Source organism: Thermanaeromonas toyohensis ToBE, from assembly GCF_900176005.1.
Taxonomy (GTDB): Bacteria; Bacillota; DSM-521; order Neomoorellales; family Neomoorellaceae; genus Thermanaeromonas; species Thermanaeromonas toyohensis.
In genome coordinates this window covers 2,090,258-2,108,017 of record NZ_LT838272.1, presented here as the reverse complement: position 1 = coordinate 2,108,017, position 17,760 = coordinate 2,090,258, and the positions used below count along the sequence as shown (strand labels likewise).

The window sequence follows — 17,760 nt, the reverse complement described above, 5'->3', positions numbered from 1 at the left end:
GATGCAAAAGGCCGAAAAGAAAGCCTTAGTTTATGGCAACGTGCTGATCGTGGGAGTGGATGTAGCTAAGAAAAACCATTACGCCCGGATATATAACAGCATGGGTATCGACGTAGTAAAACCGTTCTACTTTCATAATAGCAGAGAAGGTTTCTGCCGTCTACTAGGGAAAATAAGCGAAGCCAAGGAGAAAGAGAAGGCGGAACGTATCATTATAGGCATGGAACCCACAGGACACTACTGGAAACCTCTAGCCTATTTCCTAAAAGAGGCAGGTTACACTGTAGTAATTGTAAATCCTTATCACGTTAAAAACAGCAAAGAGATGGAAGACAATAGCCAAGACAAGAACGACCGCAAGGATGCAGGCCTTATAGCCCAACTGGTAAAAGAGGGCAAATTCTTGCACTGCATCTTACCGGAAGGGATATATGCAGAACTGAGGACCCTTTATATTACCCGGCAGCAGGAACACAAAAAACTTAACGCTGCCCTCTGCCAGCTTAAAGCCATAGTAGATGAATATTTTCCCGAGCTAATGGAAGTATTTAAGAGTCTTTTAGGCAAGGCAGCCCAGTGGGTCTTAAGGAACTGTCCCTTTCCTAAGGACATATTAAGCCTAAAGTTAGAAGAACTAGAAGAAGGGCTAAAACAGGCCTCGAACAGTAGAGTAGGGATAAAGAGGGCTCTTGCTCTAAGGCAAGCAGCAGAAAAGAGCATAGGTGTTAAAGAAGGGCTAGAAGGGGCTAAAGTCAAACTTCAAGCCTGCTTGGAAGAAATCGAGTTTTACCAAGGTCAAATAAGGAAGACAGAGGAAGCCATGGGGCGATACCTAGAGGAGACAGGTTTAGCGAATTATCTTTTAAGCATTCCTGGGGTAGGGGTAGTAACAGCGGCAGGCTTTTTAGGGGAGATAGGTGACCCAGCGAAATACCAGCACTGGAGACAGATACGGAAACTAGCTGGTTATAACCTAACGGCCCAGAAATCGGGGAAGAAACAGAAGGCCAAGACCACCATATCCAAGAGGGGTCGGCCGGGGCTAAGGAATCTACTTTACCAGGCGAGCCTTATTCTAGTGGCTAAGAACAAAGAATTTAAAGCGCTATATCACTATTTCCTAAAGAGGCCGGAAAATCCTTTAACGAGGAAGCAGGCTCTAGTAGCTGTGGCTTTAAAGCTAGTGCGGGTGATGTTTACCCTTATTACCCAGAAGAAGGAATATGATGCCAGCAAAGTATTAGGGAAATACCGGGAAGAACAACTAAAGAAAGTAGCTTAAAGAGCTAGGGAGGTTTTGGGTGGGGGAAGCCAAATCCCTCCATAAGGGCATAGACCCTGTAATTAAGTAAAGGCAGGCCCCACCCGCCCCCTTAAGGCAGGACGAAGGAATGAAAGGGCAAGACCCTGCGAGAAATGATAGGGTAGCCTGGGGGCGAATTTTAAGGTGAGGGTCCACCCAAAACCTTAGGATAAAAAATACTCAAAAATACCCATGGTAATTTTTAACCCTTCTCTCTCGTTTCTTAGATGGAGGATGAAAAACTTGAAAATCTAAGAGAGCGAGAGATAGAGGGAGATTTAAGCAAAAAATTGAGATAGGAGGGTTACCCATGGCTAAAAGTCAACATATACCATTCTGCCCTGGCGGCTTTCCCTATATAGTCCAGCGTGGCGATACCATGTTCCTGATCGCCCAGCGTTTCAATATCCCTTTAGATGAACTGATAGCAGCTAACCCCCATATAGCCGATCCCGATCATATATTTCCCGGGCAGGTAATATGTGTTCCTTTTAAGGAAAGGTTTTTCTGCCCTGGGGGCTTTATTTACGTGGTTAGGCGCGGAGATACCCTCTTTGAAATTGCCCGCCGCTTCGGTACCACAGTAGAAAGAATAGTAGAAGCCAATCCCCAGATAACGGATCCCAACCTCATTTATCCTGGCCAGCGCCTGTGTATACCCGTGTTCCGCCCCTTACTTTTACGACGGTTAGCCTTCGCCTTATTCGGAACAGAGCACGCGCCCCAGGCTAAGGGCATGGGACTACTGGATGGGGACCAAAGGATGGTCACTGTGGTAGCCTGGGACTTACCTGATCCTCATACCTTAGGTATGGATAAATATATGTTGTGGGTGCGTTATAGAGAGGAAGATGATTTTGTTACGGAAGACATGCATACTGTCGGACATGGTATGCTCATCTGCCATCATCGTTTAAGACCAGATCCCAGCCCTTGGGGAGTCCTCCCCTTCCTAGTAGTGGGAGTCCGGTTACCTTTGTTTTTCGGTCCCGTAGTCCTGGGTGGGCTCCTACCCGTATGGTGGTAAAGCTGTGTGGGGCTACTACCTTTGCCTAATATAGAGGGTAATATCTTAGGTTAAAGAGCATAAAAAGAGTAATGAAGGAGGAATGGTAGGGGAGGAGAAAATTTTGCGCATTTATATTTCGGCCGACATGGAAGGTGTAGCGGGAGTAACAACCTGGGAAGAAGTGGAATCATCCGGAGGTACCGCGTACCAGCGGGCCTGTCGCTTATTTACCGGAGAGGTTAACGCGGCTATACGCGGGGCCTTAGCCGCCGGGGCTATACGTATTGTGGTGAATGATGCCCATAACCGGATGCATAACCTCGAAGGTGAAGCCCTATCCTTTAGGGCTTGTCTGATCACGGGCGCCCCCAAGCCTCTAGGAATGATGGAAGGGATAGGCCCAGGCTTTAGTGCTGCCTTTTTCCTAGGGTATCATGCCCGGGCTGGTAGCCCAGGCAATCTTGCCCACACCTACACGGCAGCCATATTATCCTGCCGGGTTAATGGCCAAGAGGTAGGAGAGATAGGGCTTAACGCCTGGGTGGCCGGGTTCTATGGGGTACCTGTGGTAGTATTATCTGGGGATAACGTGGCTTGTACCGAGGCCCGGGAGCTTTTGGGTAAAATAAAAACAGTGGTGGTAAAGGAAGCGCGTGGCTACCATTCAGCTTATAGTCTTAATCCGATGGTGGCCAGGGAGAAAATAAGAGCCGCTGTGGTGGAGGCCCTGGGAGATTTAAAATCTTATACCCCCTTTAAGCCCCCCTCTCCAGTGACTTTGGAGATGGAATTTAAGGAGGTGTCCCAGGCCGAAGCAGCCTCTCTACTACCCCGGAGCAAGCGCCGGGGGCCCCGGACGGTTATCTATGAAACAAAAGATTATTTAGAAGCCTACCGCGCCTTCCGCGCCATGGCTGCCTTGGCTAAGAACGGGTAGAACCCTTCCTGGTGGGAAGGTGGTGGGGAGATAAAAGGGCGATGGCTATTTTTAAGGCATCGCCTTCCCGGGCCGCCCGGGGAAGAAGAACACGGGGAAGGGAAAAGGTTTGGCCGTTAAATCTTATAAAAGCCTGGTCTTCATCTAGCCGCTCTATGATCAAGGGCGGTTGTTTTTTTAGCATTTCTACTTTGTTATCCCTCCTGTTTGATTATACCCTTTAAACCCCGAAAAAATCTAGCTTCCAAGTAGCAGGAAAAAAAGTAGGAAGTGGCGAATGTTTACGGGGTTACCCCAGGTGGGAGGGAATAAAAGGAAATATGCCGGATAAAAAAGAAACTATGTCGGGTAAGGCAGGAACCAGAAAAGTAATAATAAAGCTTACCGGTAAAGAAGAGTGGACCCAACGGGCCAAAGAAAAACAACCTCGAGGGAAAGAAAGTCGAGTTTTAACTAAAGGAGGCCGAACGCCCAAAAAAGAAAACCGAGGTGCTGGGTATCATGGGCTAGTCTTCGAGGGTAATAGCCTCCTATGGTATTTAAGTTTTAGTGCCCTTTTGCTTTTGCTTTTTTACCCACCCTTTTTCCGCGGTCTTTTCTTCCCGGTAGAGCAGCGCTGGACGCTCATCCTCGCTACTTTAGCTTTTGTACTAACCTGGCTTTGGAAATTTTCTCGCCGGGAAGTGGGGTTCCTCAAATCCCCCCTAGATTATGCGACCCTAGCCATGGTCATGGTATATATATTAAGCAGCCTTCAACCGGCTAGCCGCCATCTCGCCCTGGCTGAGGTAAGTAAAGTAACCCTTTATTTCCTGGTTTTTTGGTTAATAGTCCAGCTAAACCGCAATCAGCTCACCACATCCTGGATCCTCCATAGTCTTTATGGAGCAGGGATAGGGGTATCTCTAGCAGGACTCCTCACAGCCACTGGGATAATATACATTAAAGATGGGTTTGTGGGGGGCCGGATATATTCCACCCTCCAATATCCTAATGCCCTAGCGGCTTATTTAATGGGAATAAGCTTCCTGGGATTTTACCTCTGGGGCAGGGCGGGGAACTTACCGCGCCTCTTTTATGCTGCCGGAAATTATCTTCTCCTTATGGTTTTCTTAGGGACGGGCTCCCGGGGCGCCTATTTAGTATATCCTTCAACCCTCACCCTTTATTTCCTCCTCACCCCCAAAGGTTCCCGTTTAGGTTTTCTGGCCCATCTTGTGGCTACTTCGGTTTGCGCTTTAGTTGGTAATCGCTTCTTAAGTTTAGCTGTAGCCCAAAAATTTACTGGAGCCTGGAAGTGGTTTTTCTTAGGGTTAGCCCTAGCCGTAGGCCTCCAGGTGCTTGGCCTGGGAGCAGTAAGGGTGCTTTCCTCGACCCGGGCCTATTTAGTAAAGCTTGCAGCCCTATCTATATTAGTGCTTGTAGCCGGGATTTACGCCTATTCTACCGTCTTAACCCCAGCCGCCTCCGTCCAAGGAGGGAGCCAGGTAGTAGTATGGGAAAAGTTCCTTCCTTCCCAGATAACCCAACGGATAAAGGATATTAACCTGGAGACCAAAAGCAGCCGGGAAAGGATGGAATGGACCTTGGACGCCCTCCGTATGCTAAAGGAACGCCCCCTCTTAGGTTATGGTGGTGGGGGTTGGGAGGCGGCCTACCGCCAATACCAGCGCTACTTTTACAATTCTACCCAGGTGCATAATTATTACGCCCAGCTGGCTGTGGAAACCGGCCTGGTGGGGATAACGGTTATAGCAGCTTTATGGTTATTTTTCTTGTTCACGGCCGTAAAAAATTATCTCTTCTATCAAGGCGAACACCGCCTTTTGATCGCCTCCCTCCTGGCAGGAGCTTTAAGCCTTGGATTGCACGCAGCGTTAGATTTTGATCTCGCCCTGGGGGCAGTATCTATCTTGTTATGGTCCTTCTGGGGCTTAATGCGGAGCCTAGAACGCTGGAGGCGCCAAGAAGAAACCTTACTTTCCCCGCGCGAGTTCTCCCGGGTACAAGTAAAATATATTAGCGCAGTAGCCTTGGCCGCCCTTTTTATCCTTGTTTTTAGTGCCTCCTTCCTGGCGGGTACTGCTTCTGCCCAGGAAGGATTACAGGCCTATCAAAGGGGCAACCTTCGGGTAGCGGCATCCAAGCTGGAAGAGGCTTTAAAGTACGACCCCTTTATGGCCTCCTATGCAGCCGATCTGGCCTCTATATATTTAAGAGAAGGAAGAAACGCAGAGGCTTTAAAGCTCGCCTTACAGGCCATCAAGCAGGAGCCCTACAATTACCTCTTAAGGATGCGGTTGGCTGAAGTTTACTGGGCTTTAGGCGAAGTGGAGGAAGCGGTGGCCGCCCTAAAGAAGGCTCGGGACCTGGCTCCCTGGGTAGCTAGCACCTGGGAAAATCTGGCCCGGGGATACGTAGCTGGCGGGATATGGTTTCTGCAGCAAAACCAACTAGGGAAGGCCAAGGAATTCTTCTCTGAGGTTTTAGCTATGCCGCCAGAAATCGAACAGCGTCTTAAGCTCCTGGGTGATCTAGAAAAGCTACATAACGAAAAACCGGGAGGTTTAAACTTTACGCCCGCCTTACACTTAGAAGTGGGCAAGGCCCAGTATTTCTTAGGGCAAGGGAAGGAGGCCATGGAGAATCTCACGCTAGCTGCTCAAAGGAAGGATCTAGAACCTGAAGTTAAGTTATGGAAGGCCTTGGTATTAACCCAGCAGGGTCAAAGTGCGACAGCAAACCGGTTATTAGAGGAACTTCAAAAAAGTAATCCAGAACTTGCGGCCCAGTTTACCCAGATACAGAGGCTCCCTGGATTGCAAACTGTACGATATTAACATATTAACGTGGTATAATAAAAATATGATTGACCTCACTTGTTTGACCGAAGTACGCCAAGATTTAGAAGCGGTGGAAGAAGAGCTGCTAAGACAGGCCGAGGCCCCCGATCCAGTTCTAGCTCAGGCGGCGCGTCAGATGGTTATGGCCGGAGGAAAGCGCCTACGCCCTGCTTTTGCCCTTTTGGCTGGTAGGTGCTGTGGCGGGTCTTTAGAGCAGCTCTTGCCTTTAGCTGTGGCCCTGGAAATGATCCATATGGCTACCCTCATCCATGACGACGTAATCGATGCCTCCCCTTTGAGGCGGGGAAAGCCCACAGTATGGGCCAGGTGGGGGGAAAAAGTATCCCTCCACGCTGGTGATTATCTTTTCGCTCGGGCTTTATTGCTGGTGGCCACCTATGATGACCCGCGTATACCTTCTTTACTTGCGCGGGTCAGCGTAAAAATGGTCCAGGGAGAGCTGGAGCAATTAGATTCCGCCTTCGCTTTGGAAATAACTGCCCGGGAGTACCTGGAACGTATTCGCCGAAAGACCGCGCTTCTTATTTCTGCAAGTTGTGAGCTGGGAGCTGTGGCAGCAGGGGGAGCGCTGGAAAATATAAGGGCGCTACGCCTCTACGGCCGCTATTTGGGCATGGCTTTCCAGTTGACGGATGATGTGCTGGATATGATAGCTGATCCCCGTAGCCTGGGTAAACCGATAGGCAGCGACCTACGCCAAGGGGTTATAACTTTGCCAGCTATTTATGCTTTAAGAAGCTCCCCCCAACAGCGGCGCTTAAGCCTCCTTTTGGCTAAACCCCGTAAGAGCGAAGCTGAGGTAGCCGAAGCTTTGGAACTTATTCGTAACTCTGGGGGCATCGATTTTACTTTGGAGCTGGCCGAGAAGTATCTCAACAAGGCCAGAACCCAACTCCGTTTCCTTCCTCCCGGACGACCCCGGGATATCCTGGAGGAATTAACTACCTTTATAAGGGTGCGGGAATTTTAGTGGTCTATTACCCTATATTTCTACAGCTAAAGGATCAGCCCTGCTTGGTAGTTGGTGGTGGCCAGGTGGGAGAGCGCAAGGTAGAGGGGCTACTTAAAGTAGGGGCCCGGGTCACAGTGGTCAGCCCAGAAGTAACCCCTCACCTGGCTGGCCTGGCCCAGGAGGGTTGTATCGAGTGGCAGCCGCGGAAGTATGAGCCGGCTGACCTGAAGGGAAAAGTGTTAGTCTTTGTGGCTACCCAGGATAGGCTCCTCAATGCCCAGGTGGCCCGGGATTGCCAGGCCGTAGGTATCTGGGTCAATGTGGCAGATGCACCTAAAGAGAGCACTTTCCTGGTACCAGCTGTAGTACGCAAAGGTAGTCTGCAGGTGGCTGTCTCTACAGGCGGGCAGAGCCCGGCTTTGGCCGCCCTGCTTAAAAAGCGTTTGGAAAAAATCTTAAGGAAAGAGTATAGCGCTTTTGTCCAGTTTTTAGGAGAACTGCGGCCGATTCTAAAACAAAAATTCCCGGAGGATCAGAAAAAAAGGGCCCGGATCCTCCGTAAGCTGGCTAGGGACACGAAGCTCTTAAATTTAATTGCCCGAGGAGAAAAAAAGGCCGCGAGGGAGCGGGTTGACCAGTGGTTATCTGGGTGGTAGGCTTAAATCACCGCACAGCTCCAGTGGAGATCAGGGAAAAGTTGGCTTTTCCCCGGTATGTCCTACCAGGAGCTTTAAAGGCTTTAAAGGAACTGCCAGGCATCGCCGGGGTTGTTATCTTGAGTACCTGTAACCGCACAGAAGTATACTTGGCCACCCCAGAACCTGAACAGGCTCTCGCGGAAACCAAAGGTTTTTTAAGCAAGCGTTGTGAATTGACCCCTTCCCTTTTAGAAAAATATCTATATACGTATAGCGTATATGAAGCTGTAAGGCATCTCTTTCGGGTGGCGGCAGGCCTTGATTCTATGATCCTAGGAGAGGCCCAAGTCCTAGGTCAAGTAGCCGAAGCCTATGAAATAGCCAGGTCAAATGGGGCGACCCATCCTGTATTGAATAATCTTTTCCAGCAGGCCATCTCTACTGGGAAACGGGTACGGACAGAAACCCGTATCAATCATAATACAGTATCTGTAAGCTACGCAGCGGTAGAGCTGGCCAGGCAGATCTTCGGGAGCCTCGCCGGCCGTACAGTACTGGTTATCGGGGCAGGGAAAATGAGTACCCTGGCTGCCCGTTATTTAAGGGATAACGGGGTTACTACTATTCTGGTCTCCAACAGGTCATATGAGCGGGCGGCAGCTCTAGCCCAGGCTATTGGCGGTCAAGCTGTACGTTTGGATTATCTAGAGGATATTTTACCCCAGGCGGATATAGTTATAAGTTGCACTGCGGCCAGCCATTATATTTTGCATCCCGAGCAAGTAGCCCGGGCCAGAAAGGGCCGGGAGGATATACCCCTTATGCTCATTGATATCGCTGTACCCCGGGATATCGATCCCGCGGTGGGGGAACTCCCAGGGGTTAAACTATTCGATATCGATGACCTGCAACAGGTAGTATTAAATAATTTAGAAGAGCGACAAAAGGCAGCCCAGAAAGCGGAAGATATTATCGCCGAAGAGGTGGAAAGCTTTTTCCAGTGGTTGGGTTCCCTCTCTGTGATACCCACCATTGTGGCTCTTAAAGAAAAGGCGGAAGCTATAAAAGAAGCCGAGTTAAAGAAAGCCTTTAACCGCTTGGGTTCGCCTTCACCCCGGGAAAAGAAGGTTATCGGCACCTTGGCTAATTCCATTGTAAACCAGTTGTTACATGATGTGGTGGTGAATCTTAAGCAGGCTGCTGTAAAGCCACAGGGTCATTTATATGTAGAAGCTCTACAGGAGCTTTTTGGGCTTAAGGTAAAAGAAACTTCTGATGTTGGGTCTACCTTGAGCCGCCAGGCAGATGGAAGGTAGAGTAACCGAAGAGAGAACCTTAAGGATTGAAAGCGAGCGGGAACCTGAGCAGGCTAAGGTAGAAAAGCAGGATGTACCGGGGAGGCTTAAGGGATGGAGCTTAAACTGGTAGTAGGGTCCCGTGAGAGTGAGTTGGCCAGGTGGCAGGCCCAGTGGGTTATAGCTACCTTAAAGCGAGCTTATCCCGAGCTTAAATGTGAGCTGGTTACCTTAAAGACCAAGGGAGATAAGATACTGGATGTGGCCCTGGCCCGCATCGGCGACAAGGGCCTTTTTACTAAGGAATTGGAGCTGGCTTTGGAAGAAGGCCGCATAGATATAGCTGTACATAGTATGAAGGATGTCCCTACGGTACTGCCTCCCAGTTTAACTATAGCAGCCATAGGGCGCCGGGAGGACCCCCGGGATGTCCTCGTTTCCCGCCGCGGCCACACTTTAAGCAGTCTTCCGGCCAAGGCCCGTTTGGGCACCAGCAGCCTGCGGAGGAAGGCCCAGCTCTGGCACTGGCGTCCCGACCTGGAACTAGTAGATCTGAGGGGGAACGTACCCACACGGCTGGCCAAGATGGAGAAGGAAGGGCTGGATGGTGTTATTCTTGCCGCTGCAGGACTTAAACGTCTCCGGATGAGCCACTGGGTGAGTGAGGAGCTACCTTATGATATTTGTCTTCCTGCCGTAGGTCAGGGAGCGATAGGGGTAGAGGCCAGGAAGGACGATGGCCGGGTGCTGGAGATCATTAAGCCTTTGAATCACTTACCCTCCTTCGCTTGTGTGCAGGCAGAAAGGGCTTTCCTTAGAGAATTGGAAGGCGGATGCCAGGTGCCTATAGCCGCTTTGGGGCGGGCGGAAGGGAATTGCCTTATCCTGGAGGGGATGGTGGCCAGCCTGGACGGCCAAGAGCTCCTGCGGGATTTGGAAACTGGCTCGGTAAGCCAGCCGGAAGAGGCAGGTAAGCGTCTGGCAGCTAAACTTCTTAAACGAGGGGCCGGGGCCATCCTGGAAGGGGTGCGGAAGAGCCATGGTGGAAGGCAAAGGTAAAGTATATCTGGTAGGTGCTGGGCCGGGGGATGTGGGGCTTTTAACTTTAAGGGGGAAAGATTGCTTAGCGGAAGCAGATGTTGTAGTTTATGATCGGCTTATAAACCCTGAGCTCCTCCATTTTACCCGTGAGGACTGCGAAAAAATCTATGTGGGTAAAGCTCCAGGACAGCACGCTTTATCCCAGGAAGAGATAAATAATCTCCTCATAAGGCTAGCCAGGGAAGGCAAGAAAGTGGTGCGCCTTAAGGGTGGAGACCCCTTCCTCTTCGGCCGGGGTGGGGAGGAAGCCCTGGCCCTTAAAGAGGCAGGAATCCCCTTCGAAATAGTCCCAGGAGTAACTTCGGCTGTAGCCGTACCGGCTTACGCCGGTATCCCGGTTACCCATCGGGGGTTGGCCTCTACGGTAGCCATGGTGACTGGCAACGAAGATCCTGGCAAAGAAGGCAGCCGAATAAACTGGCGGGAACTGGCCCGTAGCGCTGATACCCTGGTCTTCTTGATGGGAGTAGGTAATCTCTCCCACATCGTAGGGCAGCTACTCCTCCACGGACGCTCTCCCTCTACTCCTGTAGCCCTCATCCGCTGGGGGAGCCGCGCGGAGCAAGAAACCCTGGTGGGGACCTTGCTAGATATTGAGGCTAAAGCCCAAGCAGCTTCCTTCCGCAACCCGGCCGTTATAGTGGTAGGAGAGGTAGTTCGCCTGCGGGAGAAGTTAGCCTGGTGGGATAATAAACCCCTGGCCGGCCGGAGGATTGTGATCACCCGGCCGTGGCCCCAAGGAGAAAGAATGGCTAAGAAGCTTTCGGAATTAGGGGCCGAAATCCTCCAGTTCCCGGCCATAAAAATTAGCCCTCCTGCTGATCTTAAAGCCCTGGACAGATTAGTAAGAGAAGCTCCAAGTTTTGACTGGATTATATTTACCAGCGTAAATGGGGTAGATTGGTTTTGGCGGCGCCTTAAGGCCCAGGGCCTTGATGTAAGGAGCCTGGCCAAGGTAAAAATAGCAGCCATAGGGCCAGCTACCTCTCAAGCCCTCGCGGAACGAGGTATCTTGGTGGATTATCAACCAGCAGAGTATATAGCGGAGGCGGTTGCTTCAGGCTTAGGCCCTCAAGTAAAGGGAAAAAGGATACTCCTTCCCCGGGCTGATATAGCCAGGCCGGTCTTAGCCGAGGAACTAAGGCGGTGGGGCGCTGAAGTAGTGGAAGTAGCTGCTTATAAGACGGGAAAGGCAGATGGTGAGGCCAGTATGTTGCAGGAGTGGTTATCCCAAGGGAGGATAGATGCCATCACCTTCACCAGTGCCTCCACAGTACGCTTTTTCTTAGAAATACTGGGAATTAGGGCAGTAGAGCTTTTAAAACAAACGGTTGTAGCGTGTCTAGGTCCGGTAACCAGCTCTGCCGCCCAGGAGGCAGGCCTAGAAGTAATTATAGAGGCTAGGGAGTATACTGAAGAGGGCCTTATCCAAGCCCTGGTGGAATATTTCACTGGGAGAACGAAACCGGAAAAGAAGCCCGAGGTTGATTCTGGGGAGCTCCATGATTAAATATACCTTAAGGCAGGTGAAAGGGAACCCTTGATTAGTCTAACCAAGCTTCTTTGCGGAGACAGCTTTTACGGCGATACCTTGCGTTATGCTCCTTCTAGCCACACCGCCCGAGCCGGAGCCCGGGAAGATAGCGGGCCTGTGGTAGTCTGGAACTGCACGCGGGCCTGCAATTTGAAATGCCGTCACTGCTATGCGGAGGCCACCAGGGAACCTGAACCTGGGGAGCTCACTACAGCGGAAGCTAAGGCTCTGGTAGATGATCTGGCCTCTTTCCGTGTCCCGGTGCTGCTCCTTTCCGGGGGTGAACCACTGCTCAGGCGGGATATTTTTGACCTTATAGCTTATGCCGCCAACCGGGATATAAGGGTAGTCCTTTCCACCAACGGTACCCTGATCGATGCCAGCACAGCCCGCAAGTTAAAGATCTTAGGGGTAAGCTACGTAGGGATAAGCCTAGATGGTGTGGACAGCGCCCACGACAGTTTCCGGGGACAAAAGGGCGCCTTCGTTCAAGCCCTGGAGGGAATCCGGCACTGCCTGACAGCTGGTCAGAGGGTAGGACTGCGGTTTACCTTAAGTAAGGATACCGTAAAACAGGTCCCCGATATTCTGTACCTGGTAGAAGAGGAAGGCATACCCCGGGTCTGCTTCTATCACCTAGTATACACTGGGCGGGGAAGCCGCCTGGCCGAGCGGGATCTGAGCCACGAAGAAACTAGGGAAGTAATGGATCTTCTTATAGAAAGGGTATACCGGTGGCAAAGGAAAGGTAAGAAAGTAGAGATGTTAACTGTAGACAACCATGCCGATGGACCTTATCTATACCTGTACCTTAAGAAGGAAAACCCAGAACGGGCAGCTCAAGCTTTAGAACTCTTACGTCTAAATGGAGGAAACCGGAGCGGTATGGCCATAGCAGCCATCGATTGGGAGGGCGGGGTACATCCGGACCAGTTTACCCTCCACCACACAGTGGGTCATATCCGGGAAGAACCCTTCAGCCGGATCTGGTCAGAGGCCAAACACCCAATTCTTTCGGGACTGCGAGACCGGAAGCCGCTCCTTAAGGGCCGCTGCCAGCAGTGCTCTTGGCTAGATATCTGTAACGGTAATTGTCGGGCCCGGGCCGAAGCGGTCACAGGGGATTTCTGGGAGGCCGACCCTGCCTGTTATTTGACGGAGGAGGAAATTAGGGAAAAAGCTTAAAAGGAGGTTTGGTCAATGTCTGGTTTTCCTGTGGTACGACCGCGCAGGTTGCGGGAGAACCCGGTCCTAAGGGAAATGGTCCGAGAGACGGAGCTATCGCTTAAAGACTTGATATATCCTCTTTTTGTAATAGCCGGAAAGGGGATAAAAAACCCGGTGGCCTCCATGCCCGGGGTTTACCAGGTTTCGGTAGATAACTTGGTTAGGGAAGCGGAGGAGGTAGTAAAGTTAGGGATCCCAGCCGTCCTCCTTTTCGGTATCCCAGAGCCAGGGGAGAAAGATGAAGTGGGTTCCCCCGCCTATGCCCCCGATGGAATAGTCCAGAAAGCTGTCCGGGCTTTAAAGAAGGAATTTCCCCATCTTTTGGTCATCACCGATGTCTGCCTATGCGAGTACACTAGCCATGGCCACTGCGGGGTAGTAGATAACGGGATAATCCTTAACGATCCCACCTTGGAGCTTTTAGCCCGGACTGCCCTTTCCCATGTGGAGGCCGGGGCGGACATGGTAGCTCCTTCGGATATGATGGACGGCAGGGTAGCGGCCATACGAGGGAAGCTTGACGCCCACGGTTTCACTTACATTCCCATCCTTTCCTATGCAGCCAAATACGCTTCTTCCTTCTATGGTCCCTTCCGGGAAGCAGCAGGTTCTGCTCCCCAATTCGGGGACAGGCGAAGCTACCAGATGGACCCGGCCAACAGCCGCGAAGCCCTGCGGGAAGTGGCCCAAGACCTGGAAGAAGGGGCAGATATTATTATGGTGAAACCTGCCCTGGCTTACCTGGACGTCATTCGTCTGGTTAAAGAAAATTTTAACTGCCCCGTGGCTGCCTACAATGTGAGCGGGGAGTATGCTATGATAAAGGCAGCAGCCGAAAAAGGGTGGCTGGCAGAGCGCCCAGTGGTGTTGGAAGTGTTAACTGCCATTAAGCGAGCCGGTGCCGATCTTATCATAACTTATTTCGCTAAGGATGTAGCCAGGTGGTTATGAGGGATGCTTATCTCGTGGAATACTACCAATCAATGCAATTTATACTGCGACCACTGCTACCGGGATTCCGGTGCTAAGTTGGAAGAGGAGCTTTCTTATGGTGAAGCCAAGGAACTTATAAAGGGAGCAGTGCGAGCCGGTTTCCGTCTTTTTATCTTTAGCGGCGGTGAACCTTTGCTACGCCCCGACCTCTTGGATGTGGTAGCTTATGCTGTAAGTCAAGGCTTGCGGGTAGTGTTGGGTAGCAACGGGACGCTTCTTACGCCGGAACTGGCCCGGGAGCTAAAAAAAGCCGGGGTGGCGGCAGTAGGCATTTCGCTGGATAGCTGCGAGCCTATTAAGCATGACCGGCTCCGCCGGAAGGAAGGGGCCTGGGAGAAGGCCCTGGCCGGAATGGAGGCCTGCCGAAGCGCGGGGCTTCCCTTCCAGGTGCATACCACCGTCTTCGATTGGAATAGAGAAGAGTTGACAAAGCTCACTGATCTTGCCGTATCCGTAGGAGCCAAGGCCCATCATTTCTTCTTCCTGGTCCCTACAGGACGGGCAGCCACCTTAGAGGAAGAGGCCTTCCGGGCGGCACAGTATGAAGAAACTATCAGAACTATATTAGTTAAACAGCAGCAAGTCTCCATTGAGCTTAAGCCTACCTGCGCTCCCCAATTTATGCGTTTAGGGCAGGAGATGGGCCTTAAGTTGCCTTATCAGCGGGGGTGTCTAGCGGGTATAGCTTACTGTCTGGTGGGACCGCGGGGGGATCTCCAACCCTGTGCCTACCTTAATCTCAAAGTGGGTAATATACGGGAAGTTCCCCTAGACCATCTGTGGCGCGAAAGTGAGGTTTTAAAAAGGTTACGGAGCCAAAGCTACACAGGTGTTTGCGGCCGCTGCCGGTACCGAACCCTCTGCGGCGGCTGTCGGGCCAGGGCTTACTGCTTCTTGGGGGATTATATGGCGGAAGACCCTTGGTGCCGTTACAACCGGGGCACAGAACAAGTAGATGGGATACCGCGGGAGGAAGAAAAAGTTGGATGAGCTTGATCGCCAGCTTCTTAATATAATCCAGGAACAATTCCCTCTAACCCCGAGGCCTTACCTGGAAATAGCCCAGCGCTTGGGTATAAGCGAAGGCGAAGTAATTGCTAGGCTAAAGGAACTTAAGAAAAAGGGTATAATCCGGCGTATCGGAGCTGTCTTCAATCTCCGGAAACTAGGGTATGTTAGTACTTTATGCGCCCTTAAAGTACCGCTTGAACGCCTGGAGGAGGTAGCCAGAATCGTGAATTCCTTCCCGGGAATAACCCATAATTACCTGCGGGAGGATGAATACAATATGTGGTTTACCTTGATCGGGCCTAGTCGGCAACACCTAGAACAGGTGATGAATGAGATTAAGATAAGAACAGGCTTGACGGATCTTTTAGAGCTTCCCGCAGAACGCCCCTTCAAGATACGCGTAAACTTTGAGTTTAAGGATGGGGAAGATAGTGGCTCGCCAGTTATCTGAAGTGGAAAAAAATATAGTGCGTTTCTTTCAGGGAGATCTTCCCTTGGAACCTCGCCCTTTTAAGAAAGCAGCAGAAGCATTGGGGCTAGATGAGGAAGAGATCCTGGCCTATCTTAAGACCTTCCAGCAGGAAGGCCTTATCCGGCGTTTTGGAGCAGCTATACGCCACTGGCAGGCTGGGATTACGGCCAATGCCATGGTGGTGTGGCGGGTGCCAGAAGAGGAGGTAGAAGCCGCCGGTCGTAAGCTGGCTTCTTTTAGAGAGGTAACCCATTGTTACCAGCGGAAGACCAAGCCAGGCTGGCCTTATAATCTCTTTGCCATGATCCACGGGCGAACCCGTGGGGAGTGTGAGGCTTTAGCCTTTAAGCTAGCCCAGGCCATCGGGCATTATGAGTACCGGGTTATTTTCAGCACTGCGGAGTTAAAAAAAGAAAGTATGCGCTACTTTGCTGAGGAGGAATAACGAGGGCCATAACCGTAGTTGTTCTACAGGAGTTTTCTTAGAAATAATTGGAAAATGTTGTAATCAGAAGAAAAAGAGAGGAGGAAAGAACCCTTGCCCAAACAATGGCCACGTTCCGCCCAGGCGTATACCGAGGCAGTGCAGCTTATGCCGGGTGGCGTGAATAGCCCTGTGCGTGCCTTCCGGGCAGTAGGTATGACCCCGCCCTTTATAGCGAGAGGGGACGGTTCACGGATCTATGATATCGATGGGTACGAGTACATAGATTATGTGGGTTCCTGGGGTCCCCTCATCCTGGGACATCGCCACCCAGAGGTAGTGGCTGCCCTAGAAAAAACCTTAAAAGAAATGGGTACCAGTTTCGGTGCACCTACAGAACTAGAAAATGAGCTGGCTAAGATGATTACGCAAGCAGTACCTTCTATAGAGATGGTACGGTTAGTAAATTCCGGTACGGAGGCGACCATGAGCGCCATCAGGGTAGCCCGGGCCTTCACCGGGAGAGAGAAGATCGTTAAATTCGCTGGGTGTTATCACGGCCACGCCGATTATTTTTTGATCCAAGCTGGCTCAGGGGCTCTCACCTTCGGCGTCCCTACCAGCCCCGGTGTACCGGCTGGTACGGCCAGCAATTCCCTGGTGGCCAGGTATAACGATCTGGAGAGCGTAGAAAAAATTTTCCAGCAGGTGGGAGAAGAGATCGCTGCTGTAATAGTGGAGCCGGTGGCCGGAAACATGGGGTGTGTACCTCCCCGTCCTGGCTTTTTAGAGGGCTTACGCGAGATTACTCGTAAGTACGGCGCCCTTCTCATTTTTGATGAGGTTATGACCGGGTTCCGTGTAGCCTATGGAGGTGCGCAAGAAGTTTATAGGGTACAGCCCGACCTTACTTGTCTGGGAAAGATTATCGGCGGTGGTTTGCCCGTAGGCGCTTATGGCGGAAGAAGAGATATAATGGAACAGGTAGCTCCTTCTGGCCCGGTGTACCAAGCTGGTACTTTGTCAGGTAATCCTTTAGCCGTTACAGCTGGGCTCATCACCTTAAAAATCTTGCAGCATCCTGGCGTATACGAGGCTTTGGAGGAAAAAGGTGCTCTCTTAGAAAAGGGCTTAAGGGAAAAAGCCTATGATGTCGGCCTGAAGGTAAGTATCAACAGGGTAGGGTCCATGTTTACTGTGTTCTTTACTTCTTGCGAAGTTGTAGACTACGAAACCGCCCTGACCTCGGATGTGGATCGCTTCGCCAGATACTTCCGTTCCATGCTAGAACAGGGTATCTACCTCCCGCCCTCCCAATTTGAAGCCGCCTTTATTTCTTTAGCCCATACTACCCAAGATGTAGAAAAAACCATCGCAGCCGCAGCTTTGGCCTTTAAGGCTGTGTTATAGATTTTTATACTACATAGAAAGTGGCTTTTGAAGGGTGCTGCTCATACACTGATAAGGAAGGGGTTAAGGTTTTAAAACCTTGACCCCTTTAAATTTTTTATTATGTCACCCATAGTAAATTTTGGCATAAGCTATATTGAAATTTATAGTTAAGTTTGTTTGAGGAGGGAAGTACGGGTGAACGGTAGTTTACATCATGAGGTACGAAGGGCTTTGCAGATCGACCTGGAACAAATAAAGTATCTTGCCGAAGCGGCAGGTATGGTTAACTCCCCTGGTATACGCCATACACTTCTTAAACATATATGCAGTGAGGTACACGAAGCTATGTTCTGGAATCATCACTTAGCTCATATGGACCATATGCCACCCCCTTATTCGCCTCCTTACCACCCGCCCTATGGCGACCCGTTCACTATGCAGGAAAAACCTGGAGACGGAAAGTAAGCGCTTTAACATTAAGAGGGTGAAGTTGCCTAAGAACAAAGGAACTTTAGAAAAAGCATTCCTGTAATGATTTAGGATAGCCGTTGCCAATAAGAAAGCCTCCTGGTAGAAAGGAATTGAACGACAAAACCTCAGATACCAGG

18 protein-coding genes are annotated in these 17,760 nt (G+C 50.9%); 17 read left to right on the top strand and 1 reads right to left on the bottom strand.

Annotation, left to right across the window (positions count from 1 at the left end; all coding sequences use genetic code 11):
* Position 1: 1 nt before the first annotated feature.
* The 3 genes from B9A14_RS10915 to B9A14_RS10905 all read left to right on the top strand — a co-directional run bounded on the left by B9A14_RS10915 (position 2) and on the right by B9A14_RS10905 (position 3,249).
* Positions 2 to 1,282: an IS110 family RNA-guided transposase gene (locus tag B9A14_RS10915; RefSeq protein WP_084664592.1), complete on the top strand. Its 1,281-nt coding sequence runs from the start codon at positions 2 to 4 to the stop codon at positions 1,280 to 1,282.
* Between the two features lie 331 nt (positions 1,283 to 1,613).
* Complete coding sequence (locus tag B9A14_RS10910) at positions 1,614 to 2,330, top strand: LysM peptidoglycan-binding domain-containing protein (protein ID WP_084665724.1); 717 nt, start codon at positions 1,614 to 1,616, stop codon at positions 2,328 to 2,330.
* 103 nt (positions 2,331 to 2,433) lie between these two features.
* Positions 2,434 to 3,249 carry a M55 family metallopeptidase gene (locus B9A14_RS10905; RefSeq protein ID WP_157109933.1) on the top strand — a complete coding sequence of 272 codons (816 nt, stop codon included), beginning with the start codon at positions 2,434 to 2,436 and terminating at the stop codon, positions 3,247 to 3,249.
* On the opposite strand, the gene B9A14_RS10900 is transcribed toward B9A14_RS10905, so the two are convergent.
* Entirely contained in the window at positions 3,236 to 3,433 is a 198-nt protein-coding gene (locus B9A14_RS10900; protein WP_084665722.1) for a DUF3006 domain-containing protein, read from the bottom strand. The two genes, B9A14_RS10905 and B9A14_RS10900, sit on opposite strands and share 14 nt — an antisense overlap.
* A 136-nt stretch (positions 3,434 to 3,569) precedes the next feature.
* On the opposite strand from B9A14_RS10900, the gene B9A14_RS10895 reads away from it, so the two are divergent.
* The 14 genes from B9A14_RS10895 (at position 3,570) to B9A14_RS17255 (ending at position 17,617) form a co-directional block, all read left to right on the top strand.
* Positions 3,570 to 6,089, top strand: coding sequence for an O-antigen ligase family protein (locus tag B9A14_RS10895; protein WP_084665721.1), 2,520 nt, complete (start codon positions 3,570 to 3,572; stop codon positions 6,087 to 6,089).
* A gap of 25 nt (positions 6,090 to 6,114) precedes the next feature.
* On the top strand, positions 6,115 to 7,083 hold the full coding sequence (locus tag B9A14_RS10890; RefSeq protein ID WP_084665720.1) for a polyprenyl synthetase family protein: 969 nt from the start codon (positions 6,115 to 6,117) through the stop codon (positions 7,081 to 7,083).
* Complete coding sequence (locus tag B9A14_RS10885) at positions 7,083 to 7,721, top strand: precorrin-2 dehydrogenase/sirohydrochlorin ferrochelatase family protein (RefSeq protein ID WP_157109932.1); 639 nt, start codon at positions 7,083 to 7,085, stop codon at positions 7,719 to 7,721. Before B9A14_RS10890 ends, B9A14_RS10885 begins: the two co-directional genes overlap by 1 nt.
* Complete coding sequence (gene hemA / locus B9A14_RS10880; protein ID WP_084665718.1) at positions 7,703 to 9,019, top strand: glutamyl-tRNA reductase; 1,317 nt, start codon at positions 7,703 to 7,705, stop codon at positions 9,017 to 9,019. The genes B9A14_RS10885 and hemA overlap by 19 nt, the downstream gene beginning before the upstream one ends.
* A complete protein-coding gene (locus B9A14_RS18020) occupies positions 9,009 to 9,131 on the top strand; it encodes a hypothetical protein (RefSeq protein WP_269456740.1) in 123 nt (40 codons plus the stop codon). The genes hemA and B9A14_RS18020 overlap by 11 nt, the downstream gene beginning before the upstream one ends.
* Positions 9,113 to 10,057 (top strand): hydroxymethylbilane synthase, encoded by a 945-nt coding sequence (hemC, locus tag B9A14_RS10875; RefSeq protein WP_084665717.1) that lies wholly within the window; start codon positions 9,113 to 9,115, stop codon positions 10,055 to 10,057. The genes B9A14_RS18020 and hemC overlap by 19 nt, the downstream gene beginning before the upstream one ends.
* Complete coding sequence (gene cobA, locus B9A14_RS10870) at positions 10,038 to 11,609, top strand: uroporphyrinogen-III C-methyltransferase (protein ID WP_084665716.1); 1,572 nt, start codon at positions 10,038 to 10,040, stop codon at positions 11,607 to 11,609. Before hemC ends, cobA begins: the two co-directional genes overlap by 20 nt.
* A gap of 30 nt (positions 11,610 to 11,639) precedes the next feature.
* Positions 11,640 to 12,818 carry a radical SAM/SPASM domain-containing protein gene (locus B9A14_RS10865; protein WP_084665715.1) on the top strand — a complete coding sequence of 393 codons (1,179 nt, stop codon included), beginning with the start codon at positions 11,640 to 11,642 and terminating at the stop codon, positions 12,816 to 12,818.
* 15 nt (positions 12,819 to 12,833) lie between these two features.
* A complete protein-coding gene (gene hemB, locus B9A14_RS10860; protein ID WP_084665714.1) occupies positions 12,834 to 13,811 on the top strand; it encodes a porphobilinogen synthase in 978 nt (325 codons plus the stop codon).
* 3 nt (positions 13,812 to 13,814) lie between these two features.
* Positions 13,815 to 14,843 carry a putative heme d1 biosynthesis radical SAM protein NirJ2 gene (gene nirJ2, locus B9A14_RS10855; protein WP_084665713.1) on the top strand — a complete coding sequence of 343 codons (1,029 nt, stop codon included), beginning with the start codon at positions 13,815 to 13,817 and terminating at the stop codon, positions 14,841 to 14,843.
* A complete protein-coding gene (gene ahbA, locus B9A14_RS10850; RefSeq protein WP_231967707.1) occupies positions 14,836 to 15,315 on the top strand; it encodes a siroheme decarboxylase subunit alpha in 480 nt (159 codons plus the stop codon). The genes nirJ2 and ahbA overlap by 8 nt, the downstream gene beginning before the upstream one ends.
* 1 nt (position 15,316) lies before the next feature.
* Positions 15,317 to 15,781 carry a siroheme decarboxylase subunit beta gene (gene ahbB / locus B9A14_RS10845; protein WP_231967706.1) on the top strand — a complete coding sequence of 155 codons (465 nt, stop codon included), beginning with the start codon at positions 15,317 to 15,319 and terminating at the stop codon, positions 15,779 to 15,781.
* Positions 15,782 to 15,874: 93 nt separating this feature from the next.
* On the top strand, positions 15,875 to 17,170 hold the full coding sequence (gene hemL / locus B9A14_RS10840; RefSeq protein ID WP_084665710.1) for a glutamate-1-semialdehyde 2,1-aminomutase: 1,296 nt from the start codon (positions 15,875 to 15,877) through the stop codon (positions 17,168 to 17,170).
* Between the two features lie 177 nt (positions 17,171 to 17,347).
* The gene (locus B9A14_RS17255) at positions 17,348 to 17,617 is read left to right on the top strand and encodes a hypothetical protein (RefSeq protein ID WP_157109931.1); all 270 of its coding nucleotides are present in this window, start codon (positions 17,348 to 17,350) and stop codon (positions 17,615 to 17,617) included.
* Positions 17,618 to 17,760: the final 143 nt, after the last annotated feature.